Here is a 21,403-nt window from a genome sequence, read left to right as displayed (position 1 = left end):
TGGCTACGGAGCGAACATGGCAATTCGTCTGGGCACCACGGAAACGTGGACGACGTCCTCCTACACCAACAACAACGGCGCGTGCGTGATGGTCAGGTCGACCGTCGACGAGGCCCTGGAGCTCGGGGACACCAAGATCCCCGAGGGCCCCAAGCTGGCGTTTCCCGCCGACGCGTGGAACGCCTTCGTGACCTCGGTCAAGGCCTGACCTCGCGAGCGACAACAGCACAAGCACCACCGACAGAGCCCTCTCGACCAGAATCGCCGTCCTTGCCGAGAGGGCTCCGCTTGTGCCCGGCTCCCCAGAGGGCTCAGCTCACCGGGAACGCCACGTCACACACCGGGTCCTGTGCCCCCGTCGCCTCCCAGTCGGCGAAGTACACCTCCCGGCACGGGCCGGCCTGTTCCAGTCCCTCCCGGGCGATCCACTCCTCCACCGCCTCGAAGGCCGCGATGATCTGCGGATGGGCCACCTGCGCCTTGGTGATCCGGGTGTAGGCCAGCCGCTGGGCGGGGTGGACCGCCACCTTCGTCCCCCAGGTCCGGCCGTGCCGCTCGGCCCACGCCCGCGCCGCCGCCTCGTCGGCCACGGGCACGCAGGACTCGGCGGGGCCGTCGCTCTCCATCGACACCTCGGAGTGGTAGACGACGAACGGCGCCGCCGTGACGCCGCCGCACTCCCGCGCCGCCGACTCCAGCCGGCCCAGCGACGCCCCGATCCACGCGGGCAACTCGCCCGCCAGCACATGCCGGGTCTCGGTGATCACCACCTGCGCGGGCACGTCCACCGTCTCGATCGCGAACTTCCGGTACATCTCGGAGCTCCTCCCCGACAGTCGTCCACGGAGGTACTCGGCGAGCGTCCGCTGCCCCGCGACCCGTGCCTCGACGTCCGCCCAGTACGCGCCGAGCAGAGCGGCCGCCGTGGGCCCGTCGCCCGCCGCGACCACCTCGGCGATCCGGGCGAGGGGCATGTCCAGCTGCCGCAGCATGGCCACGAGCCGGGCCCGTTCGACCTGACCGGCACGGTAGTAGCGGTAGCCGGTGCCCTCGTCGACGTGCGCCGGGGCCAGCAGCCCCAGCCGGTCGTACAGCCGCAGGGCCTTGGCCGAGAGCCGGGCGCGGGCGGCGAACGCCCCGATGGTGAGCAGTTCCTGGTCCGGTTCGTCCACCACGGCATCCTCCGTCACCGGGCGGCTCTTCCGCCCGGTGACGAGGACGCTCGGGCCTGCCCCAGGGGCAAGGTCAACCGGTCGGGTCTCAGCCCAGCTGGGCCTCCACCGCCGTCACGACCTCGGCCGACTCCGGCTCGGTCTGCGGCGAGAAGCGGGCCACCACCTGGCCGTCCCGGCCGATGAGGAACTTCTCGAAGTTCCAGCGGATGTCGCCGCTGTGCCCCTCGGCGTCGGCGAAGCCGGTCAGACGGTCGTACAGCGGGTGCCGGTCGTCGCCGTTGACCTCGACCTTCTCGGTCAGCGGGAAGGTCACGCCGTACGTCGCCGAGCAGAACTCCGCGATCTCCTCGGCGCTGCCGGGCTCCTGCCCGAGGAACTGGTTGCAGGGCACACCGAGGACGGTGAAGCCGCGCTCCGCGTACTGCTCCTGGAGCTTCTCGAGCCCCGTGTACTGCGGGGTCAGGCCGCACTTGGAGGCGACGTTCACCACGAGCACGGCCTTGCCCGCGTACTGGGACAGGTCGGCGGAACCGCCCTGCAGTGCACCGATCTCGACGTCGAGGGGAGAGGAACCGTTGGTAGTCGTCATGCTCGGAGCCTAGCTCCGGGGGGTGCCGGCCCGGTTCCCGGCCTCCACCGCGTCCACCAGGACCTGCCCCACCGCCGTCCGCGAGTACAGCACCGACCTGCCCGCCCGCCGCCGCTCCACCAGACCGGCGTCCAGCAGCACCCGCAGATGCCGCCCCACCGAGCCGAGCCCCTGCCCGGTCACGGCGACCAGCTGGCTGGTGCTCAAGGGGGAGCCGAGCCGGACCAGCACACCGGCGCGGGCGGTGCCGAGCAGTGCGCCGAGGCTCATGGGCACGGGTTTGCCACCGGGGTCGGCGAACGCGCCCGCGCACGCGTAGATCACCGCGTACCGGTCGGGCTCCTCCCAGGACACCCAGCCCGTCTTCGGGGTGACCGGCACGAAGAGCAGCTCGGCGCCCGAGATCTCGCGGGGCGGGTACTCGTGCAGATTCACCTGGAGCCGGTTGTCGCCCAGCCACCGGGTCCGGCCCGGTCGCAGCGTGTCCAGCGCCGCCGCCCAGCCGCCCCGGCTCACCTGCGCGGTCCGGGCGACCACGTCCGCCTCCAGCACCCGCCGGCGCCGGTCCCAGTCCGGCCGTACGGTCTCGGTCCAGACAGAGGACAGAAGGCCGGCCGCGCGCTCGGGGAGGTCGTCCCGGTCCAGGGCCGCGGGAAGCGGGCCGGCGAGGGAGATCCGCAGGTTGGCCCGGGCCTCGTCGGGACGGGCGGCCCGCACCCGTGCCACCCCTTCCTCGAAGGTCTCCCGGCTCCTCGGGGTGGGCGTGAGGAAGTCGGCGATCCAGGAACGGCCCAGTCCGGCCCGGACGAGCAGCGCGGTCACGGGGTCGGCGGCCAGGCGGGCCCGGTAGCCGGGCAGATGGTCGCGCAGCCAGGCCTGTTCGCCGGGGTGTGCGGGTGTGCCTCGGTGCAGCAACTGGAGGCAGGCGAAGGCCTCGGCGAACGGCGAGATCACGAACCGGCTCCCGGCCAGGGTGTCGGCGTTGACCTGCCACCAGCCCATCGCGGCCCCCCGACGTTTCGCACCCGCGCGAAACAATAACCACCCCGTGCGGGCCGCCACAGACTCCGCGCATGCGCAGTTACCGCGATCTGTTCCGCACCCCCGAGTTCACTCCGTTCTTCCTGGCCGCGTCGGCCCAGACGGTGGCCCAGACGATGGGCGGCCTGGCCCTGGGCACCCTGGTGTACCGGGCGACCGAGTCGCCGCTGCTGTCCGCGGTGAGCATGTTCGGCTCGTCGCTGGTGCAGGTGCTGGGCGCGACGTTCCTGCTCTCGGCGGCCGATCGCCTGCCCCCGCGCGCGGCTCTGACCGCCCTGCCCCTGCTCTTCGCGGCGGCCACGGCCGCCCTGGCGTTGCCCGGCCTGCCGGTCTGGGCGCTCTTCGTGATCGTCCTGGCCAAGGGTCTTGTGGAGTCGGTGGGCGGGGGAGTGCGCTGGGGCCTGCTGAACGAGATCCTCTCCAAGGACGGCTATCTGCTCGGCCGCTCGGTCTTCAACATGATGAGCGGCCTCATGCAGATCGCCGGCTACGCGACCGGCGGCGCCCTGGTGGCGCTGCTGTCCCCACGGGTGTCCCTGCTGGTGGCCGCCGCGCTGTACGTCGCGGCGGCCGCGGTCGTCCGCCTGGGCCTGACCCGCCGCCCGCCCCGTACGGCGGGCCGCCCGTCGGTCGCGGCGACCTGGCGCGCCAACGCGCTGCTGTGGTCGTCCGCGCCCCGCCGCCAGGTCTATCTGGCCCTCTGGATCCCCAACGGCCTGATCGTCGGCTGCGAATCCCTCTACGTCTCCTACGCCCCCGAGTCCGCGGGCACCCTGTTCGCCTGCGCCGCGCTGGGCATGCTGGCCGGGGACGTCCTGGTGGGCCGCCTGCTCCCGCCGCGCCTGCGCCCCCGCCTGGGCTTCCCGCTCCTGCTGCTCCTGGCCGTCCCGTACGTGCCCTTCGTCCTGCACCCGCAGCTCCCGCTCGCGGCCGCCGCGGTCACGCTGGCCTCCGTCGGCTTCGGCGCGAGCCTCGTGCAGCAGGAGCGCCTGGTGGCCCTGACCCCCGACGCCCTGACGGGCCATGCCCTGGGCCTGCACTCGGCGGGCATGCTCACGATGCAGGGCGTGGCCGCGGTGCTGGCCGGCTCCGTGGCCCAACTGACCTCTCCGGCCGTGGCGATGACGGCGATGGCCGCGGTGTCGACGGGAGTGACGCTGTCCCTGATGGCGGCGGGGCGGCGCGAGGAGCGGGCGGTGCCGGCCGTGGCCCGCCAGTCGTGACGCCCGCCGTACGGCTGCTCCGCATCGGGCTACTCGGCGCCGAAGCCGTCCCTTTCCGCCTCCGCGAACACCTCGGGAACCTCGTTGTCGACCACGACCCGCGACAGCAGCACGGCCAGCCGTTCCCGCTCGACGCCGTTGAGCCCGGCCGGCAGGGCCTCCATCCGGCGTACGGTCTCGGCGTAGAACCTTTCGGCGAGCGCGGCGCCTTCCTCCGTCAGCCCCACCCGCACGGCCCGGCCGTCCCGCGGGTCGGCCTCCCGCCGTACCAGCCCCCGGCGCACCGTCCGGTCCACCAGCCCGGTCAGGCTCGACTTCGCCAGCCCGAGCGTCTCCCCGAGCTCCCCCATCCCGTACGGCTGCGGCATCAGCACGCACAGCAGCTGTCCCTGCTGGGGCGTCAGGCCGTACGCCCGGCTGGCCTCCGCGTAGACACCGTCCACCAGGAACGCCGCCCGCACCAGCGCGGCGACGACACCCACCTGCCCGCCTGCCCCGTTCCCCATCGGGTCAGGGTACCGAGCGGTAGGACCGGCCTCGGCCGGTTCGGCGGCCTACCGGTCACTCCTCGTCCGGGGCCTCACCTTCGATGAGCCGTTCCGCGATGTCGTCGGCCCACTCCTGCGCCCAGCGGCGCAGTCCGGCGACGGCGGAGACCTCGAGACCATGGACGGTGAACGCCCGGTCGTCGATCCAGTCCGTGCCGGTCAGCCGGGCCTGGAGGTCGGTGAGGTCGAAGGTGTCGGGGGCGTGGCGGCGGCCGAGTTCCTCGAGTTCGGGGTGGCTCCAGCGGGCCGAGGCGGCGTGTACGTCGACCAGGTCGCGGGCGAGACCGCGGTCGGCCAGGTCCCGCACCCGGGTGCCGACGAGGTCGTCGAGGGAGAGCGCGGGCCCGAGCTCCGTCGGCACGGGCGGGCGCCACAGCACCTCTTTGTGGACGCCGACGTCGTACTCCTCCTCGGTCGCCGCGTCCGTCACGAGGAACTGGGCGGACAGCGGCTCGGTCTCCCGGGTCTGCACGAGCCAGCCGCGCGCCACCAGCCCGGTCCGGACGGTGTCGGCGATGGCGTCCATCCCTGCGGGGTGCTCGGTCGCCACGTCCACGTCCGGCCCGGCCCGCTCCGCCAGCCCGTGCGCCAGCACCGCGTACCCGCCCGCGAGAACGAGCGAGTACGCCTCACCCACCACCAGAAGATCCCCGACCAGACGGCCGCGCGGTTCGGGGACGGGGGGTGGGGTGATCATTCCCTGATTATCGTCCGGGGACTGTAGGTGGCTGAGGTGATAAACCACGGATGGGCGAACGCCCCTGTCTTCAGGGGCGCGGGGAACTGCGCGACCAGCCCCCACGCCGCGGCACCCGACCACGCACCGGCTACGGCTTGCGCCCCACGCCGCAGTACGCGTCCACAGCCGTATCGACACCGGCCCCGCCGGACAGCTCAGGCCGCCACTCAGAAACCCGCACCACCCCCGGCCTCACCAGCTCGAGACCGTCGAAGAACCCGGCGATCTCGGCAACCGGACGGACGTAATACGGCACCGCCCCACTCGAGTTGTACGCCTCCGACGCCGCGATCATGCCCTCACTCGTGGCCGTGCTGTCGCTGATCACCAGGTGGCTGCCGGCCGGCAGCCCGGCCATCAGCCGCCGCACCAGCTCACGCGCCTGCCCGTAGTCGGCGACATGCCCCAGCGTGTTGAGGATCATCAGCCCGACCGGCCGGGAGAGGTCGAGCGTGCCTGCCGCGGCCTCCAGGACGGCCTCGGGGTCGTACAGGTCGGCGTCCAGATACGCGGTGACGCCCTCGGGCGTGCTGGTGAGCAGCGCGTTGGCGTGGGCCAGCACGATGGGGTCGTTGTCGACGTACACGATCCGGGCGTCCGGTGCGACGCGCTGGGCGACCTCGTGCGTGTTGTCGGCGGTCGGCAACCCGGTGCCTATGTCCAGGAACTGCCGGACGCCCTGCTCCTCGGCCAGATGCCGGACGGCCCGTCCCAGGAAGCGGCGGCTCGTGACCGCCACGTCGACCAGGCCGGGAAAGATCGACTTGATCTGGTCGCCGATCTCGCGGTCGACCTCGTAGTTGTCCTTGCCGCCGACGAAGTAGTTCCAGAAGCGGGCCGAGTGCGGCTTGGAGGTGTCGATACGGGCACGCAGGCTGTCGTCGAGCACGGCAGGGCCTCCTGGGGGTGGGGAAGGGGGACCGGTTCACCAACCTAGGCGAACCACCTGGCCGGACAGTGAAGTTGTCCGCTCCCGCCGCCCACCACCGTGGTGTTTCGGCCACCCGGCCCGGCCGTCACACGCCGCGCGGTGAGACCCCGCCCAGACGCCCGGACTCGCCGCTGCCGCCCCCGTGCCCCCGCGTCGCCAGCCACACGCCCCGTCCCAGGGCCCACAGCAGCAGCCCGGCGGCGACCGGCGTACCGAAGATGATCAGCATCCCGGCCCCGATGTTGGCTCCGATCACGCCCGCGGTCAGGATCCGCCAGCCCACACCGGCCATGAGCCCGACGATCACGAGCGGCCCGAGCACCCCCCACCAGCGCCGGTCCAGCGCCCCACGCCGCGCCGCCCGCACGAGCACCGCGGCACCGGCCCCCGCCAGCACCAGCGCGAGCCCGCCGACGACCGCCGCGACACCGTCCCCGACGCCCCACGGCTGGTAGGCATAGTCGAGCTCACTCGCCGGCAGCCCGCCGTAGTTCTGCTGCCCCATCAGCCCCCAAGCGGCGACAGGCACCCCGAGAGCGAGCGCGGCCCCTGCGGAAAGCATTCCCCGATTCTTCATACGTCCATGGTCACGGGATCGGGGCGGCTCCGTCATGAGCACGCGTACTCAGGTACGTGGGCGTACCGCCAGAGCGGCGCGATGGCCCGGACCCGCCATCGCGCCGTTCCTGAGCGTCCCTCAGCCGGGTGCCACGGCCCGTCCCGTCTGTGGGGAGATCATCCCCGCGCACAGGCCCCGGGCCGTGAGGCCCTGGGCGATGCGGGGGACGGCCGCGAGGGTGTTGGCGGACCAGTCGTGCATGAGGATGATCTGGCCGTTGGTGAGGCGGCCGGCCGCCTGGACGATCGCGTCGGTGCTCGCGCCGTTCCAGTCCTGGGAGTCGACGTGCCAGATGATCTCGGTCAGGCCGTGCCGGGCCGCGACCGACTTCACCGTCGCGTTGGTCTCGCCGTACGGCGGGCGGAACAGTTTCGGGGTGCCGCCTCCCGCGCCCGCGACGGCCTGCTGGGTCCGGGAGATCTCCGAGTCGATCTGTGCCTGGCCGAGCTGGGTCAGATGCGGGTGGGTGTAGCTGTGGTTGCCGACCCACATGCCGGCGGACACCTGGGCCCGGACCAGGGACGGGTTGGCGGCCGCGTACTGGCCCTGGTTGAACATCGTGGCCCGCAGCCCGTTCTGCCGGAGCGCGTCGAGCAGTCTCGTCGTGTTGCCGGAGGGGCCGTCGTCGAAGGTGAGTCCGACGTATCCGTTGCAGGCGGCGGCCCGCTCCGGGGCGGCGGTCGCGGTGGCGGCGGTGAGGGTGGCCGCCGCCGTCACCAGTGCGGTCAGCAGCGCGAGGCGGTGGGTGGCTGCCATCGTCAGCGCACCGTGATGCTGGAGCTGCCGCTGCTCTGATAACCCTCGGTCGCCATGATCATGTAGTACTTGAAGTTGCCCAGGGGCATCCCGGCCCGGGCCCAGGCGTCGAAGTGGTTGCCGGTGGTGATCGTGCCGCCCGTCCGCTTCGACTGCCGCACGCTCCAGTACTGGTCGAAGGTCTTCGTGCCCTCGACGGACGGGGCGTTGTAGCGCGTGGTCTTGTAGATGTCGTACGTGCCGCCGTCGCTGGTGACGGTGCCCTTGTACGTTCCCGTCGGCCGGTACGTGCCCCAGTTGTCGACGATGTAGTACTCGATGAGCGGGTTCGCCGTCCAGCCGTAGAGGGTCAGATAGGAGTTGCCGGACGGGTTGAAGGTGCCGGAGTACGTCACGCTGCGGCGGGCGCCCGTGCTCCAGCCCTTGCCGGCGACGAAGTTCCCGGTGTTCCGCCATGAGGTGCTGTAACTGCCACCGGCGGACAGGTTCATGGAGACCGTGCCCTGGCTGTCGGTCCAGAACGAGTAGTAGTAGCCGTCGTGGGTGCCGGTCTGGTTCCTCGTGACGACCGTGTCGGCGTGGGCGGTGCCCGGCAGGGCCAGGGCGGCCACCGCGACCAGCAGCATCGTGCAGACACCGCTGATGAGCAGCCGTAAGCGGCTGAGTGAGTTGCTCATGGGCGTGCTTCCTCCATCGTCCTCGTGGGGTGGACGGGGGTGCTCTGTCACCCGGGAGTGTTGGCCGGACCCTGTCAACTGTCAATAGTTTCGGTGGTTGTTGCGAAAGGTTCGTTGGCTCGCGGGAGGGTGCTGCGGTGTATAACCGCTGGTCCGGCGTGAGTTGGGGCTGGGATGGGCCGGGGGTGGTGGGAGAGAGGGTGACATCCCAGCCGGAATGGAGAACTCCGCTACTCGAATCTTTCGGACCGTTTCCGGATCAAGTGGTCCTCATGCGCCTCGTGCCCGCATGATCCGCCCCATCCTCGCCTCCAGCTCCGCCCGTTCCTGAGCGGCCCGCTCGGCCTGGGCCCGCTGGTGCTCCTGCTCCAGGCGGCGCATGCGGTCGTTGGTGTCCCACTCCACGCGGTGGCGCTGGACGTCGTGCTCCATGCGGGCGCAGGTGTGCTGGACCTGGAGTTCCTCGGCGTACAGCTTGCGGCTCGCCCGGTGGCGGGCGCCGAGGAGGGTGTCGTAGGTGGTGGCGCCGCTGAGGACCTTGGCCAGGACGGGCATGGCGTCCAGGCAGAGCAGGAGAAGGTGCAGCACGATCGTCAGGAAGAGGGCGAAGCCGTCCGACTCGGCGACCTCCTTGAGGCCGGCCGCCCGGGTGAGGATGCCGTCGGTGTCCAGATCGGCGGCCCGCTGCCGGGTCTTGTCGTCGACGGCCTTCTGGAGCAGCGGCTGGTAGTCGTCGGCGGCCCCGTCCTTCCGGGCGGCCAGCTTCTGGCCCTGGGCGACCAGACCCTCCAGCTGCTTCTCGTACGTCTTGACCTTGCTGTTCCTCTCGTACTCCGAGGTCGCCTCGCGGGCCCGCTCGCAGGTGATGGTGACGTCCCGGACGCCGCCCCGCCAGATCCAGTACTTCGGGCCGCACAGGCGCTGTTCGGTGGACTGCTTGGCGCTGAGGGTCTTGTTGATGCCGGCGACCTGGGTGCTCAGGGTCTTGACGCGGTCGCCGTTGCTCTTGATCTGGCGGGCGAGTTCGGCGGGGGAGCCCGCCACCTTCAGCTGGTAGCGGGCGCACTCGCGGCGGTCGGTGGTGGAGGCACCGTCGGTGGGATTGCAGGAGACGAGCATGCCCCGGTAGTCGGCGACCCTCTGCTCGTTCCCGACGGCTATCGACTGGCGGATCTCCTTGTCGAAGATCTGGAAGAGGATCGGCTCGGCGATGAACAGGCCGAGCAGCACCGAGAGGAGGAAGCGCACCAGCAGCGTCCACTTGCGGACCGTCGTGCCGTGAGTGCTGGAGACCAGCCAGCTGTCCAGGGCAAGGACCACCCAGAACCAGATCACGGCGACGCCGATGACCGCCGCCAGGGGCAGGTCGGAGCGGAAACTGGAGAGCGCCAGGACCATGGAGAGCGCGCCCAGCAGGGCCGTGTTGACGACGAGCGCGCCGTACCAGGTGTAGCGGGCGCGTTCCTCCGGCACCCAGGCCAGCAGCGGTTCGTCGATGCCGATCAGCCGGCGCAGCCGGGGTGCCCATCCGGAGGCGGCCGGCGCCGGGCGCGACTGGCTCCGGTTCTCGTCGTAGGCCGCGCTGTCGGCCGGGCGGAGCGGGGTGTCAGTTGCCAAGGCTCCCCTCCTGGTTCGCCGGGTCGAAGTCGTCGGCGTCATCACCGTCGGCCGGAGCGGGCGCGGCCTCGGCGGTCCGCCCGGGCGCCCGGCGCAGCTCGCCCTTCACGCCGCCCTTCACCCCGCCCTTCAGCTCCCCCTGCGACGGGGTCTGGGCGGGCGGGACGTCGCCGACGCTGTTGATGAAGGCACCCGCGTCGTACATGGTGCTGTCGAACAGGCCCCGGTCGATGGCCTGTTTGCCCAGCGTGGCCCGGACCGTGAGCTGCTGCTTCGCCAACTCGTGCTGGTCCCGCTGGATCTCCTTGGTGTCCTCGCGCTTCTCGTGGCGCTGTCGCAGCCGGTCCTCGTGCTCCAGGTCCCAGCGCCGGGAGGCCTCGTGACGCTGCGCGGCGGTCTCCTCCCGCTCCTCGTTGCGGGTCAGCTCGTGGCGCCGGTCCTCGCGTTCGACCTGCCAGCGCAGGTCCTCCCGGTCCAGGCCGCGGCGCGTCATCTCGTAGTCCCGGTCGAGCCGGAGCCGGTCGTCCTTGCGCAAGTCCCAGCGCTCCTCGGCCGCGTGCAGCCGCTTGGACAGCTCGTCGGCGCTGATGTCGCCGTTGCGCCAGGCGAGATAGTCGGCGGCGACCGGGTCCGAGCCGATCAGCTTGATGTCGTCCTCGATCTCGGCCCGGGTGAAACGGTTGCGCCGGCGCTCGATCTCCAGCTCGTAGTCCTGCTGCTCGGCACCGGCACCGCGCTCGTAGCCCGTGCGCAGCGTCTCCTCCTCCTGCCGGTTGCGCTCCTTGCGCATCGCCTGGAGATTGCGGATCTCCTCGTGCTTCAGCTCCAGTTCGGCCTCGCGCAGGGCCCGGTCCAGGGCCGCCTGCTGCTCCATCTCCTCCTGGTGACGCCGGCGCGTGCGATCCCGGCGGGCCCGCTCCATCTCCTCGACGTGCGCCGACATCTCCTCGGGCGTCAGGACCTCGATCGACCCGTGCCGGGCCCGGATCCCGGACACGAGGGACGGCCGCATCTCGTGGTACGCGGTCAGCCGGGCGTCGATCCGGGCGCGTACGGCGGCCGTGTCGACGACGGGCAGGTCGCTGCCGTCCTCGGTGAGCCCCGGCACCTCGCGCAGATGGGCGAGCAGCAGCGCCTCCACGTCGGTGACGCCGTCGCGCACGACCGCGCTCGGGTCGGTGACCGTGCAGTAGAAGCAGGCCCGTACGGTGAAGTCGCCCGCCTCGGCCGACGGGATCCGCGTCTCCACGACGACGGGCACCTCGATCCGCCGGTCCACGACCGTGACCGAGCTGGCCCCGGTCACCACCGGGTCGTCGGCGCGCAGCTGCCCGTGGTCCTCGACGTACTCCTCGCCGACCCGGAACACCCGCACATGGTGGGCGGCGACCCTGGGCAGCTCGTCGTCGCCGCGCGACACCCGCTTGCGCCAGATGCCGCCGCGCCGGTCCGGCCGCCCGTACTCCCGCTGCTCGACGAGCGGGTATTTCTCAGCCATGGCTGTCAGTCCTCCGTGCTCAGTACGGCGGTAAGGAAGATCTCGACGAGGGCGCCGCCGGGAAGCGTGGCCGCCTCGTCGGCGCGGGCGGCGATCCGCCGCAGGGCCGCGGCCAGCGGCGGGCCCTCGTCCGCGGTCAGGGCGTCGCCCAGGGACCGGCCGAATCGCTCGGCCACCCGCTCGGGCCGTTCCGACACCGCCGGCAGCTCGCGCAGGGTGGTGTTCAGGGCGGCCAGGGCCCGGCCCCGGCGCGGCAGGTTGTCCAGGACGCCCGCCCACAGCTCGCCGATGGTGGCGGTCTGCCGGTCGTCCCGCTCCATCAGCGACGCGCACACCAGCCGCCCGGTCCGCGCGTCACGGGCCCGCAGGACGGTCAGCGTGGCACCGAGGATGTTCTCCTTGGCCTGCCCGGTCAGCGTCTCGCGCTGGGCCCGCAGCCGGTACGCGAGCGGCCGGAACACCGCGCCCGTGTCCTGCCCGCACTCCGCGAGCACCGCGACCAGACCGGCCAGCGCGATCGCCGCGTCCACGGACCGGACGCCGCCGCGGACCATCCGGAGCAGGTTGGTGACCGCGTCCGTGGGGAAGCGCACGCCGAGCGCCCCGCTGAACGCCGCCGCCGCGGTCGACCGCAGCACCGGGTCGTAGGAGCGGGCCCAGCCCCGGGCCATGCCCAGCGCGGTCGCGGCGAGGCTCTCGTCCAGGCACATGCACTGCAGCACCAGCACGGCCGTCGACTGCCCGGCGGGACCGGCCGCGCCGCCCGCCCAGGGGTGCAGGTAGTTGTCGGCGACCTCGTCGAAGGCGGGCCGGGTGAGCAGCGCGAGCCCCTGTGCGACGGACAGCTGGAGCCCGAGCCCCGGCTGGGCGGCGACGAGTTCGGTGAGCCAGTCCCGTACGCCGTTCCAGTACGGCGTGGAGCGCTTGGTCCACAGCTCCTCCAGCGCCCACTGCCGGTACTGGGGGTGCGGGAAGACCAGCGCGGTACGGGTGAGCGCGCCGTTCTTCCGCTGCTCCACCGCGACCAGGCCGTTGCGGGACAGCGACAGCCGGCGGTCGACGGCACGCCGGGCCGCCGCGGCCTGCTCCTCCTCGGTGACGAGTTCCGGGAACGCCGGGGCCACCCAGCCCTCCAGCCGCTCCTGGCAGGTCTCGAAGTCGCGGTAGCCGGCGCCGTTGACGAAGGCCAGCGTGGTGACCTCGGCCCACTCCTGCGGCGTGCGGTCCCGGTCGAACCAGTCGCGCACGGGCTGCGCCGCGCTGCTGCCGTAGTCCTGCCAGACCTCGTCCGGCGCCGCGCCGCACGCGATCCTCTCGGCGGCCACCGCGACCTCAGCGATCCGGCACCCGCCGGGCATCAGCGACACGGCCCGCTCCACGGCGTCCTGCGCGCACCCGGCCCGCACCAGCCGCAAGCGCAGTACGGCGGTGAGGTCCGGGAGCTGCCAGGGCACGTGCCGTACGGACTCGACGACACCGCTCTCGACCGGGCGCACGGTGGTGACGACCAGGTGGGCGTCGTGCTCGCGGACGGTGTCGCGCACCCGCCGCCAGTCGAAGTCCGCCGTCTGGGAGCTGTCCTCGCTCATCCGGTCGAGCAGGACGTAGCCGACGCCCTTCTCGAAGGCGACCTTGCCGCTCGCGAGGTCGTCCAGGCTGCGGCCGGGGGAGAGCACGACGTACTCCGACTCCTCCGCGAGGGCGTCGACGAGCGCCACCGCCCCGGACCGCTTGCCCGTCCCCGGAGGCGCGACCAGGACCACGACCCCGTCCTGTTCGAGGGCGAGCACGGCCTGCTCGAAGCAGGCGGGCTTGACGTAGGGCGCCAGGATCGCGTCCGCCTCGCCCGCGTCGAGACGGCCCACGGCACGGCGCCGGGCGTTGTCGGAGCCTGCGGTGCCGATGCCGAACTGGGCGCCGGAGGCGTCGAGTTCTCCGTAGAAGTACTGGTTGACGTTGTTGTGATGGACCTGCTCCGAAGAGGCGGCAGGGCCGGCAGGTTCGGCAGGGGCCGGTGGGTCCGTCTTCTCGGACGCGTCCTGCTGGGGCTCGTTCTGGTTCTGGGGCTGGTCCTGGGGCTGCGGATCGTCCGCGTGGTGCGCCTCTGGTGCGTCCTGGGCGCGCTGCTCGCTGTGTTCCTCGTGTTCCTCGTTCATCCTCGGCCGTCACTCAGGTCACTTGGAGATCCCGAAGACGGCACCCTGGGCATGGACGGTTCCGGTTATGACCTGAACGACCGTGTCACCAGGAGCAGTTGGGGTGCTCGGGGGGCGCACATCGACAGCTGCCGCGCCCCCCGCGCCCCCTTCTGCGCCGCGTTCGGTCTCCCCGAGGTCCAGGGCCGTCACGTCGTACCCCGGGACCCGGATCCACGCCCGCCCCGCGTACTCCTTCTCCGCGACGCGCACCTCGCGGAACTCCTGCGGCTGGATCGTCGTGTACGCCTCGCCGATCACGTCGTTGAAGACGGTCGCGGAGACCGCCAGCGCCAGCTGCGCGGCCGGTGCCGCGGCGAGGGCCGCCTTCAGCACGCGGCTGTCCAGCATCCGGCCGATCTCGACCGGGGCGCGGCCCTCGAAGCCGTTGGCCGCGGGCGAGGCGGTGCCGAAGTGCACGGCGGCCCGCAGGCGCAGCCGGGCCTCGTCGCGCCGGTTGCGGTTGAAGGTGCGCAGACCGGCCTCCAGATGGCGCATGAACGGGTCCACGAGGTCCGGCTCCGACGCCCCCTTCGGCAGGACCGCGAACACCGAGTCCCCGCCGACCTGCGTCGCCCACTGCTCCCAGTCGAGCCCGGCCTCGCCGGCCGCCTCCCGGAGCAGCCGCCGGATCGCCTCCTGCCATTCGCGCTGCGTCACCACGTCGACGCCGCCGTACCCCTTCGCGTCGACCGCCAGCAGCAGTCTGCGACCGAACGTTCCCATGCCTGAACTCCCCGCTCACTGAAGTGGAGCCGCACCCCGGGATCGGATCCGGGGGCGCGCACTCCGGCAGACACCGGCGTCCGCTCCCCCCTCGCGCGGACGCCGGTAGGCCAGTCCTACACGCGCCGTCCGCCGCGAACCCCGTCGAAATACGGGATGCGGAAAGGTGCGGAAACATACAGCGGTGGCCGCACGTTACGGACGGGTTCGGGAAGTTGGTGCGGACGGTGGCCGATCGACGTCCCCAATCCCGCAGAAATCCCGGGTTCCGTGACCGGTTCCGGGGCGTACTGGACGCATGGAACAGACCGTCGGCCCCAGAAGGAGCAGCATGCCGTCCTCCACCGGTACCCGCACCGACAGCCGTCCCGCGCAGTTCATGTTCACCGCCCTGCAGACCACCCACCAGCACGCCGACACCAAGGCCGGGATCCTCGCCGCCGCCCAGGCCGCCCTCGTCGGCACGGCCGGCTACTGGTCCCCTCCGGCCCTGCGCTCCGCGTCCGCGGGCGGCCCGGCGGGCATACTCGCCGCCATCCTGCTCGCCCTGTTCCTCTGCGCGATGTTCGGCGGCGCGGGCTTCCTGGCCGCCACCCTGCGCCCCCGGGTGCTGCGCCCCGCCGGCGCCAACCGCTACAGCTTCGTCCACCTCGCCTCGGGCCCCGACATCCTGCCCGCCCGCGACGGTGGCGACGGCGACCCGGACCAGGAGCGCGAGGAGCTGTCCCAGACGATCCGGTTCCTGTCCCAGGTGGCGGTGCGCAAGTACCGGTGCGTGACGGCGGCGGTGGGGTGTACGGCGGTGATGGGGGTGAGCGCGGGCCTGCTGGTCGTCCTGCGTCCGGTGCTGAACTGACGTGCCCGGCCCGGCGGTCGGTCTTCGGAGCGAGGTCCGGTCAGTCTTCGGGAGCGAGGTCCCCGATCTCCCTGAGCCGTTCCAGGTCGCGGATGACGGTGGACCCGTACCCCGTCTCCAGCAGCCCGTCCCGGCGCAGCTCCGCCAGCCCTTTGTGGACGGTCGTCTCGGCGGCCCCGGTGAGCGCGGCCAGCTCGGGCTGGGTCAGCCGGCAGCCGAGCACCATGCCGCCCTCGCCGGGACGGCCGTAGGAGGTGGCGAGTTCCACCAGGAGCCGGGCCAGCCGTACCTTCGCCGGGTAGCCCTTGAAGTCGAGACGCCTGCGGTTGGCCCAGCGCAGCCGCTGGGCGATGATCCCGGTCAGCGCCAGATGCACCTCCGGACGCCGGACCAACAGGGCGTGCAGCGGGCCCGGTTGCACCAGCCGCGCGGTGAGCGGACCGCACGCCGTCACGGTGGCCGAGCGCGGGGCACCGTCGAACGCGGCCATCTCACCGACACTGTCCCCGCCGACCCGCACCGCGAGCAGAGACTCCTCGCCGTTCTCCACCCGTGCCGTCACCTTGGCGAAGCCGGACAGCAGCACCAGCACATGCCGGTCCCGGGCGCCCTCGCTCAGCAGTACCTTCCCGGCCTCGAACCGCGCCGGTACGCCCAGTTCGAGCAACTCGGCGCGCGCTTCCGGCGGCACGGCCCCCAGCAGACTGCGCGCGGGCCACTCCGCGGAGCTGTACGGCATGGCAGGCTCCCCCGGCCGGTCGGTCATTCGTCACCACGCGTCACTTGAATCCTGCCCGCTGTCGGTGACCGTAGGTGGCGTACTCACGGGTATTCCCGACGCGGATCGAATTGGGCCGAAGCCGTCGAGGAGAAGCGACGGCCGACGTATTCTCCGCGGATGACGTCCACGTCCCCGACCTCGTCCGCCACGGACGCCGAGTGTCTCGCGCTCACCCGTTCCCTGCGGCGCCGCGGCACCCTCGTGCTCTCCGTGTTCGCCCTGGTGTGGGCCGTCGCGGCGGCCTCCGGAACCGGCTCGGCGACGGACCCCGCCCCGCTGGGCATCGAAGGGGCGGCTGTGCTGCTCACGGCGGTGGCGCTCCACCTGGGGTACCGCAAGGGCGCCGCGCCCTCGCCCCGTACGGTGAGCCTGCCGGCGAACTGGGCGCGCGGGGTCGGCATCGTCAACACCATCGAGCTGGTGGCCGTCTTCGCCGTCATCGCCGCGTCCAACGCCGCCGGCCGGCCCGAGGTCATCCCGGCCGGCATCGCCCTCGTCGTGGGACTCCACTTCTTCCCGCTCGCCCGCCTGTACGACCAGTGGCAGTACCGGTGGACGGCGGTGCTGCTGACCGCCGTCGCGGTCGTCGGCTTCGTCCTCGTCGCGGCGGGCCTCGCGAGCGAGACGGTACGGCTCGTGGTCGGCCTGGGCAGCGCGGTGGTGCTGTGGGGTTCGGCGTACCACGTGGCGGTACGGGGCTGAGGCTCACAGGCTGCCGGACCGCTCGGGCCGCTCAGGCCAAGCGGTCGTGATCAGCCAGGACTTCGTCGATGACGCGGCGCTGGACGGCGGCCTCGCCGGCATCGGTGTCGATGTCCCGTGCCAGGCAGATCAGAGCCTTCCACAGGGCCCACCCGCGGGCCCGGGCCCAGGTCGGGTCGTCCTGGCCCACGGCACGGCGGAACGCCTCGCGGCTGTCGCCGGAGAACATCGTCCAGGCGATCACCAGGTCGCAGGCCGGGTCGCCGACGCCGGAGGTGCCGAAGTCGATGACGGCGGTCAACCGGCCGTCCTTGACCAGCAGGTTGTTGGCGGCGATGTCTCCGTGGAACCAGACCGGCGAGCCCTCCCAGGTCGCCCGCACCGCCGTGTCCCACACCTCGGCCGCCCGGTCGGTGTCGATCCGCCCGGCGAGGGCTGACAGGGCCCGGCGGGTCTCGCCGTCGTAGTGGGCCGGCGGCGCTCCCCGGTAGAAGCTGTGCGCTCCGGCGGCTGGCCCGCCCGTGGCGTCGATGCCCTGCAGCGCGCGCACGAACCCGGCCACCGACTCCGCGAAGCGCGGCATGTCGTCGATGCGTTCGGGGCGGGCCAGGTCACCGTCCAGCCAGCCGCGGATCGACCAGTCGAAGGGATAGCCCTCCCCGGGCTCTCCTCGGGCCACGATCGGCGGAACGGGGACGGGCAGCGACGGCGCGAGCACCGGAAGCCAGCGGTCTTCCTTGGCGATCGCGGGGACGTACGCCTCATCGGTGGGCAGCCGCACGGTCATCGTCCCGCCGAGCCGGTAGGTCCGGTTGTCCCAGCCGTCGACCTCGACCGGCACCACGCTCAGCCGGCTCCACCGCGGGAACTGCGAGGCGATCAACCGCCTCACCAAGGCGGCGTCGATCCCGGCCCGGCCGTCGGCGTGGGGAGAGGTGGTCATGCCGGAATGGTGCCGAACGCACCCGGGGCCGGGCAACGGAATTCCCGGCGCACGAAGGGAGGGGCGGGGGTCTTCCCCACCCGCGAGCGGTGGCTCACCGGATGGGCGAGGGCCTGCGCTTGCGGTGATCGTGTACGGATGCGTCTCCCGCTCGCCGGGCGACCACTCGACGATCACCCAGGGGGAACGGGAACAGTGAAGCATCCTACGAAGAACGCACTCGCGCGACGCACGCTGCTGGCCGGCATGGCCGCGGCAGCCGGCGCGGGAACGGTGTGGGGTACCGCGGGGACTGCCGCCGCCGGTGGGCGGAGGGGGCCGTGGGGACAAGGACCGGTGGACGCCGAGGTGGCGCGTCTGGAGGACGGGTTGATCCGGCTCAGGCGGGACATCCACCATCACCCCGAGCTGCCGGGGGAGGAGCGTCGTACCGCCGGTGTGGTCGCCCGGGAGCTGCGGGCGGCCGGGCTGGCCGTCACCACCGGAGTGGGCGGTCACGGTGTGGTCGGCGTCCTGCGCGGCGCGCGTCCCGGCCGGACGGTCGCGTACCGGGCGGACATGGACGCGGTACCGCCCAAGGACATCGTCGGGGGCGGCCGGGACACGGCCCATCTCTGCGGGCACGACGTCCACACCACCGTCGCCCTCGGCGTCGCGAAGGTCCTGGCACGGCTGCGGCAGCACCTGGGCGGCACGGTGGTGTTCCTCTTCCAGCCCGCCGAGGAGAGCCTCTCCGGAGCCCGCGCCCTGATCGAGGCGGGCGTGCTGGAGCGCACCGGCGTCGAGGAGATCCACGCGCTGCACTGCGGGCCCTTCCCCGTCGGCCGGTTCGCCGTGACCCCGGGCTACGGGATGCCGGGCCAGGACAAGGCGGAGGTGACCCTACAGGGCCCGGACGCACCCGGCGCCGCGCGGCGGCTGGCCGCAGAGATCGGCGCGCTCGCCACGGTGACGCCCCCTCAGACACCCGCGGACATCGAGCGGATGATCACCGACGCCCAGACTCCCGACGGCCCGCTGGCCCGCTTCGTGGCCGTCCGGGCCTCGGCACAGGAGGCCAAGGTGAGTGTGTCCTACCGCTGTTGGCCGGAGGAGCGGTACACGGAGGTACGCGAGGACATCCACCGACTGGCCGAGCCCTACCCGGGGACCGAAGTCCGTTTCCCCGCCGAGCCGTTCCCCGCCCTGCGCTGCCCGGAACCGGACGGCCGCGCCCTGGCCCACCACCTGCGCCGCCGGCTGGGCCGCGACTCCGTCACCACCCTCCATGCCGCGTTCCCGCCCTTCAGCGGCGAGGACTACGCCCTCTACCTGGACCGCGTCCCCGGCACCTACACCTTCCTCGGCGTCCGCACCCCGGGCACCCCCATCACCACCAGCTACCCACACTTCCCCGACTTCGCCCCGGACGAGCGGGCCATCGGCATCGGGGTGCGGGCGATGGCGGGGTGGTTGGGGGAACGGGCCCGTTGAGACGTTCACGGGTGGCTATCGGCACGGCGCTCTCCGATGGCCGCTGACACCGGTGGAGTCGACCGACCCGACCCTCAGGGCTGCGTCCCCGCGACCTTGACGCCGAAGCCGATCAGGACGACTCCGGTCACCCGGTCCATGGCCCGGCGCACGGTGGGCCGTTCGAAGAAGGCGCGGGCCTTGGAGAGCAGGGCCCGCCAAGGATTCCCAACCGGCGCCGCTCCCCCTTGTGCACGCGCCCGCTTCTTCCGGCTGCCGAGCAGCGACTGGACCCCGAGGGCGACGAGATACGCGGCCCCGACCAGCTTGACGACGGTGTAGGCCGTGGCGGACGCCGCCAGCCCGGCCACCGTGAGCACGCCCCAGACGAGCAGCCCGGCCGTGATACCTCCGACCGTCCGCAGACCGTCCCGCCAGCCGCAGGCCACCGCCCGCTTCGTCACGACCGCCATGTCCGGCCCGGGAACCATCGTCAGGACGGCGAGCACACCGACCGCCGCGAGCAGCTGTACGAACATGCCCGCCATCCTCGCACTCGCACGCGAACGACCTGTCCGCGTGCCCGGGGCTTCACACAGCCCCGGACCCGTCGGGAAGCAACAGCACGGAGCCGTCGTGCAGCGTGACGCGAATCGGTGTGAAGTCGACAGCCTCCACCGCCGACTTGCCGGTCCCCGGATTGCGGGCGTACCGCGGATGCGCACCCCCACTGATCTGCCAGCGGATCCGGTGCCCGGCCGGGAAACGGTAGGCGGTGGAGCTCATCGGCACGGTGACCGCCGAGGGCTCTTCCCCCGCCGTCTCCACCTGAGCCAGCCCGTCACAGACGTTGGTGGAGCGACCCTGCGCGTCCACGTCGCACAGACGGCTGAAGACATCGGCGTACCCGGTGTCCGTGGTGACGCTCAGCCGCGCGGAGACGGGACCGAGGACGTCCACGGCCTCGGTCAGCGGGGGGCTGGTGAAGGTCAGGACGTCCTCCCGCCCCTCCAGAGCACCGTTGTCGCGGGCACCGGCGGTCCGGGACAGCAGCGGACCGCCGAGGGACGGCGTCGGGTCGGCCGGGTCGTAGCGAAGGGACGCCAGGGGCGCGGACCCCGCACCGTCAGTGGGAGCCGCAAGGGCTCGCCGGTCGAGGTGCCCGTCCGCCGCGGCAATCCATGAGGTGGTGACGGGGGAGGAGAGGGACGGCCAGTCGTCGAGGTCCCGCCATCCGTCCTCGCCGCCGACGTGGACACGCACACGCGTGGGACGCAGCCCGGAAGGATCGCCGCACAGGTGCGCACGCAGCCAGGCGAGGCTCTCGGCGAAGACCTCGGGCCAGCCCTGCTGCATGGCGGAGGTGTGCGTCCAGGGACCGACCAGCAGGGCGGTGTCGCATCCGGCCTCACGCAGCCGGGCGTACTGCTCGAAGGTCTGGTCGGCCAGGGCGTCGTGCCACCCGGAGACCAGACTCGTGGGCACGCTCAGTCCCTCGGCCGCCCGGGCCAGGGACGCGCCGTCCCAGTACGGGTCCCCGGCGTCCGGGTGCGTCATCACGTCGTCCAGCCACGGCACGTCCCCGAGGGCGGAGACATACGCCCCGCGTAGCGGCCGCGCGGTCACGATGTCGCGCATACGGCGCTGCAGCCGCAGCGTCGCCTTGGCGGCCGGCATGATCCCCTGATGCTGGTACGTCATGCCCAGACCCACCAGCAGGGCGTTCTCCAGCCGCAGGGCGCCGTCCGCGTAGAACAGGGCGTACGGGTCGTGCAGACCGACCTGCACCACCATCGCCTTCAGCTCCGGCGGCGGGTCCTGGGCGAGTGCCCACTGCACGTACCCCAGGTAGCTGGGGCCGATGGTCCCCAGCGTCCCGTTGAACCAGGGCTGTTCACGCAGCCACGCCACCGTGGCCTGGCCGTCGGCGGCCTCGTTGTGCCACAGATCGAACGCACCGCCCGAGCCGCCGGTGCCGCGGCAGCTCTGCAGGATCACATGGAAGCCCTGCTCGGCGAAGAGCATGCCGTACTGCGGGGACCAGGGAAGGCCCCTGCCGTACGGCGAGCGCACCAGAAGGGTGGGGAAATCGCCGTCCGTGTCCGTACGGGGGAAGTAGTGGTCCGTGACCAGCGGACTGCCATCGGCGGCCGGCACCTCCAGCCCCGGCTCCCATCCGACGTCGTACCGCTTCTCCGGAAGCCCGCGCCAGATCGCCCTCATCATCCGAGAGGACAGCGGCGGCTTCCGGGCGGACGGCGTCCAGGCCGGTTTCGCCGCGGGATCGTGGGTGCGTGAAGCCATGGTCGGTCCCCTCCTCGATTTTCCGTACGTT

Annotated in this window: 22 protein-coding genes; 5 read left to right on the top strand and 17 right to left on the bottom strand. The window is 72.4% G+C overall.

The features are described from left to right. Positions 1-16 precede the first annotated feature (16 nt). Positions 17-208, top strand: a complete 192-nt coding sequence (locus OHU35_RS18215) for a DUF397 domain-containing protein (protein ID WP_189726921.1) — start codon at positions 17-19, stop codon at positions 206-208. Between the two features lie 103 nt (positions 209-311). Here OHU35_RS18215 and OHU35_RS18210 read toward each other — a convergent pair whose 3' ends face one another. The 3 genes from OHU35_RS18210 to OHU35_RS18200 all read right to left on the bottom strand — a co-directional run bounded on the left by OHU35_RS18210 (position 312) and on the right by OHU35_RS18200 (position 2,766). Next, the gene (locus OHU35_RS18210; RefSeq protein WP_405505996.1) at positions 312-1,190 is read right to left on the bottom strand and encodes a MerR family transcriptional regulator; all 879 of its coding nucleotides are present in this window, start codon (positions 1,188-1,190) and stop codon (positions 312-314) included. 70 nt (positions 1,191-1,260) lie between these two features. Next, complete coding sequence (locus OHU35_RS18205) at positions 1,261-1,764, bottom strand: glutathione peroxidase (RefSeq protein ID WP_229873146.1); 504 nt, start codon at positions 1,762-1,764, stop codon at positions 1,261-1,263. A gap of 9 nt (positions 1,765-1,773) precedes the next feature. After that, positions 1,774-2,766: an ArsR family transcriptional regulator gene (locus OHU35_RS18200; RefSeq protein WP_405505994.1), complete on the bottom strand. Its 993-nt coding sequence runs from the start codon at positions 2,764-2,766 to the stop codon at positions 1,774-1,776. A gap of 71 nt (positions 2,767-2,837) precedes the next feature. Here OHU35_RS18200 and OHU35_RS18195 point away from each other — a divergent pair, with 71 nt between their 5' ends. Beyond that, entirely contained in the window at positions 2,838-4,028 is a 1,191-nt protein-coding gene (locus OHU35_RS18195) for an MFS transporter (protein ID WP_405505993.1), read from the top strand. Between the two features lie 29 nt (positions 4,029-4,057). Here OHU35_RS18195 and OHU35_RS18190 read toward each other — a convergent pair whose 3' ends face one another. From OHU35_RS18190 to OHU35_RS18145, 10 genes are all read right to left on the bottom strand, one after another. Then, positions 4,058-4,534, bottom strand: coding sequence for a MarR family winged helix-turn-helix transcriptional regulator (locus OHU35_RS18190; RefSeq protein WP_189726917.1), 477 nt, complete (start codon positions 4,532-4,534; stop codon positions 4,058-4,060). A gap of 55 nt (positions 4,535-4,589) precedes the next feature. After that, positions 4,590-5,273 carry a hypothetical protein gene (locus tag OHU35_RS18185; RefSeq protein WP_189726916.1) on the bottom strand — a complete coding sequence of 228 codons (684 nt, stop codon included), beginning with the start codon at positions 5,271-5,273 and terminating at the stop codon, positions 4,590-4,592. 130 nt (positions 5,274-5,403) lie between these two features. Beyond that, positions 5,404-6,204 carry an SAM-dependent methyltransferase gene (locus OHU35_RS18180; RefSeq protein ID WP_189726915.1) on the bottom strand — a complete coding sequence of 267 codons (801 nt, stop codon included), beginning with the start codon at positions 6,202-6,204 and terminating at the stop codon, positions 5,404-5,406. A gap of 127 nt (positions 6,205-6,331) precedes the next feature. Further along, entirely contained in the window at positions 6,332-6,808 is a 477-nt protein-coding gene (locus OHU35_RS18175) for a hypothetical protein (protein ID WP_189726914.1), read from the bottom strand. Positions 6,809-6,943: 135 nt separating this feature from the next. Then, complete coding sequence (locus OHU35_RS18170; RefSeq protein ID WP_189726913.1) at positions 6,944-7,621, bottom strand: polysaccharide deacetylase family protein; 678 nt, start codon at positions 7,619-7,621, stop codon at positions 6,944-6,946. Positions 7,622-7,623: 2 nt separating this feature from the next. Further along, complete coding sequence (locus tag OHU35_RS18165; RefSeq protein WP_189726912.1) at positions 7,624-8,298, bottom strand: glycoside hydrolase family 11 protein; 675 nt, start codon at positions 8,296-8,298, stop codon at positions 7,624-7,626. A gap of 270 nt (positions 8,299-8,568) precedes the next feature. Then, positions 8,569-9,915: a DUF4407 domain-containing protein gene (locus OHU35_RS18160; RefSeq protein WP_189726911.1), complete on the bottom strand. Its 1,347-nt coding sequence runs from the start codon at positions 9,913-9,915 to the stop codon at positions 8,569-8,571. Next, positions 9,905-11,413, bottom strand: coding sequence for a hypothetical protein (locus tag OHU35_RS18155; RefSeq protein ID WP_405505989.1), 1,509 nt, complete (start codon positions 11,411-11,413; stop codon positions 9,905-9,907). Before OHU35_RS18155 ends, OHU35_RS18160 begins: the two co-directional genes overlap by 11 nt. A 5-nt stretch (positions 11,414-11,418) precedes the next feature. Then, on the bottom strand, positions 11,419-13,569 hold the full coding sequence (locus OHU35_RS18150; RefSeq protein WP_405505987.1) for a hypothetical protein: 2,151 nt from the start codon (positions 13,567-13,569) through the stop codon (positions 11,419-11,421). Positions 13,570-13,587: 18 nt separating this feature from the next. Further along, on the bottom strand, positions 13,588-14,334 hold the full coding sequence (locus tag OHU35_RS18145) for a hypothetical protein (RefSeq protein WP_405505985.1): 747 nt from the start codon (positions 14,332-14,334) through the stop codon (positions 13,588-13,590). Positions 14,335-14,665: 331 nt separating this feature from the next. On the opposite strand from OHU35_RS18145, the gene OHU35_RS18140 reads away from it, so the two are divergent. Further along, a complete protein-coding gene (locus OHU35_RS18140) occupies positions 14,666-15,190 on the top strand; it encodes a Pycsar system effector family protein (RefSeq protein WP_405505984.1) in 525 nt (174 codons plus the stop codon). 40 nt (positions 15,191-15,230) lie between these two features. On the opposite strand, the gene OHU35_RS18135 is transcribed toward OHU35_RS18140, so the two are convergent. Continuing rightward, on the bottom strand, positions 15,231-15,929 hold the full coding sequence (locus tag OHU35_RS18135) for a Crp/Fnr family transcriptional regulator (RefSeq protein ID WP_189726907.1): 699 nt from the start codon (positions 15,927-15,929) through the stop codon (positions 15,231-15,233). Positions 15,930-16,088: 159 nt separating this feature from the next. Here OHU35_RS18135 and OHU35_RS18130 point away from each other — a divergent pair, with 159 nt between their 5' ends. After that, positions 16,089-16,673, top strand: a complete 585-nt coding sequence (locus tag OHU35_RS18130; RefSeq protein ID WP_189726906.1) for a DUF7010 family protein — start codon at positions 16,089-16,091, stop codon at positions 16,671-16,673. Positions 16,674-16,704: 31 nt separating this feature from the next. On the opposite strand, the gene OHU35_RS18125 is transcribed toward OHU35_RS18130, so the two are convergent. Beyond that, the gene (locus OHU35_RS18125) at positions 16,705-17,616 is read right to left on the bottom strand and encodes an aminoglycoside phosphotransferase family protein (protein ID WP_189726905.1); all 912 of its coding nucleotides are present in this window, start codon (positions 17,614-17,616) and stop codon (positions 16,705-16,707) included. Between the two features lie 336 nt (positions 17,617-17,952). On the opposite strand from OHU35_RS18125, the gene OHU35_RS18120 reads away from it, so the two are divergent. Then, positions 17,953-19,089: a M20 family metallopeptidase gene (locus tag OHU35_RS18120; protein ID WP_405505982.1), complete on the top strand. Its 1,137-nt coding sequence runs from the start codon at positions 17,953-17,955 to the stop codon at positions 19,087-19,089. A 74-nt stretch (positions 19,090-19,163) separates the two neighbouring features. On the opposite strand, the gene OHU35_RS18115 is transcribed toward OHU35_RS18120, so the two are convergent. Both OHU35_RS18115 and OHU35_RS18110 read right to left on the bottom strand, forming a co-directional pair. After that, positions 19,164-19,607, bottom strand: coding sequence for a LysE family translocator (locus tag OHU35_RS18115; protein ID WP_405505981.1), 444 nt, complete (start codon positions 19,605-19,607; stop codon positions 19,164-19,166). Positions 19,608-19,659: 52 nt separating this feature from the next. Beyond that, positions 19,660-21,372 carry a CocE/NonD family hydrolase gene (locus OHU35_RS18110; RefSeq protein ID WP_405505979.1) on the bottom strand — a complete coding sequence of 571 codons (1,713 nt, stop codon included), beginning with the start codon at positions 21,370-21,372 and terminating at the stop codon, positions 19,660-19,662. Positions 21,373-21,403: the final 31 nt, after the last annotated feature.

The organism is Streptomyces purpurascens, from assembly GCF_045040895.1.
Lineage (GTDB): Bacteria > Actinomycetota > Actinomycetes > Streptomycetales > Streptomycetaceae > Streptomyces > Streptomyces purpurascens.
Note: the sequence above shows the minus strand (reverse complement) of the source record. Positions and strands in the feature narration are given on the sequence as shown.

Bases quoted from the DNA above. Each gene is read 5' to 3' on its own strand.
- OHU35_RS18140 (WP_405505984.1), top strand. From the start codon at position 14,666: ATGCCGTCCTCCACCGGTACCCGCACCGACAGCCGTCCCGCGCAGTTC.
- OHU35_RS18115 (WP_405505981.1), bottom strand. From the start codon at position 19,607: ATGTTCGTACAGCTGCTCGCGGCGGTCGGTGTGCTCGCCGTCCTGACG.
- OHU35_RS18145 (WP_405505985.1), bottom strand. From the start codon at position 14,334: ATGGGAACGTTCGGTCGCAGACTGCTGCTGGCGGTCGACGCGAAGGGG.
- OHU35_RS18215 (WP_189726921.1), top strand. From the start codon at position 17: ATGGCAATTCGTCTGGGCACCACGGAAACGTGGACGACGTCCTCCTAC.
- OHU35_RS18200 (WP_405505994.1), bottom strand. From the start codon at position 2,766: ATGGGCTGGTGGCAGGTCAACGCCGACACCCTGGCCGGGAGCCGGTTC.
- OHU35_RS18155 (WP_405505989.1), bottom strand. From the start codon at position 11,413: ATGGCTGAGAAATACCCGCTCGTCGAGCAGCGGGAGTACGGGCGGCCG.
- OHU35_RS18150 (WP_405505987.1), bottom strand. From the start codon at position 13,569: ATGAACGAGGAACACGAGGAACACAGCGAGCAGCGCGCCCAGGACGCA.
- OHU35_RS18175 (WP_189726914.1), bottom strand. From the start codon at position 6,808: ATGCTTTCCGCAGGGGCCGCGCTCGCTCTCGGGGTGCCTGTCGCCGCT.
- OHU35_RS18205 (WP_229873146.1), bottom strand. From the start codon at position 1,764: ATGACGACTACCAACGGTTCCTCTCCCCTCGACGTCGAGATCGGTGCA.
- OHU35_RS18130 (WP_189726906.1), top strand. From the start codon at position 16,089: ATGACGTCCACGTCCCCGACCTCGTCCGCCACGGACGCCGAGTGTCTC.
- OHU35_RS18125 (WP_189726905.1), bottom strand. From the start codon at position 17,616: ATGACCACCTCTCCCCACGCCGACGGCCGGGCCGGGATCGACGCCGCC.
- OHU35_RS18165 (WP_189726912.1), bottom strand. From the start codon at position 8,298: ATGAGCAACTCACTCAGCCGCTTACGGCTGCTCATCAGCGGTGTCTGC.
- OHU35_RS18135 (WP_189726907.1), bottom strand. From the start codon at position 15,929: ATGCCGTACAGCTCCGCGGAGTGGCCCGCGCGCAGTCTGCTGGGGGCC.
- OHU35_RS18190 (WP_189726917.1), bottom strand. From the start codon at position 4,534: ATGGGGAACGGGGCAGGCGGGCAGGTGGGTGTCGTCGCCGCGCTGGTG.
- OHU35_RS18185 (WP_189726916.1), bottom strand. From the start codon at position 5,273: ATGATCACCCCACCCCCCGTCCCCGAACCGCGCGGCCGTCTGGTCGGG.
- OHU35_RS18110 (WP_405505979.1), bottom strand. From the start codon at position 21,372: ATGGCTTCACGCACCCACGATCCCGCGGCGAAACCGGCCTGGACGCCG.
- OHU35_RS18170 (WP_189726913.1), bottom strand. From the start codon at position 7,621: ATGGCAGCCACCCACCGCCTCGCGCTGCTGACCGCACTGGTGACGGCG.
- OHU35_RS18195 (WP_405505993.1), top strand. From the start codon at position 2,838: ATGCGCAGTTACCGCGATCTGTTCCGCACCCCCGAGTTCACTCCGTTC.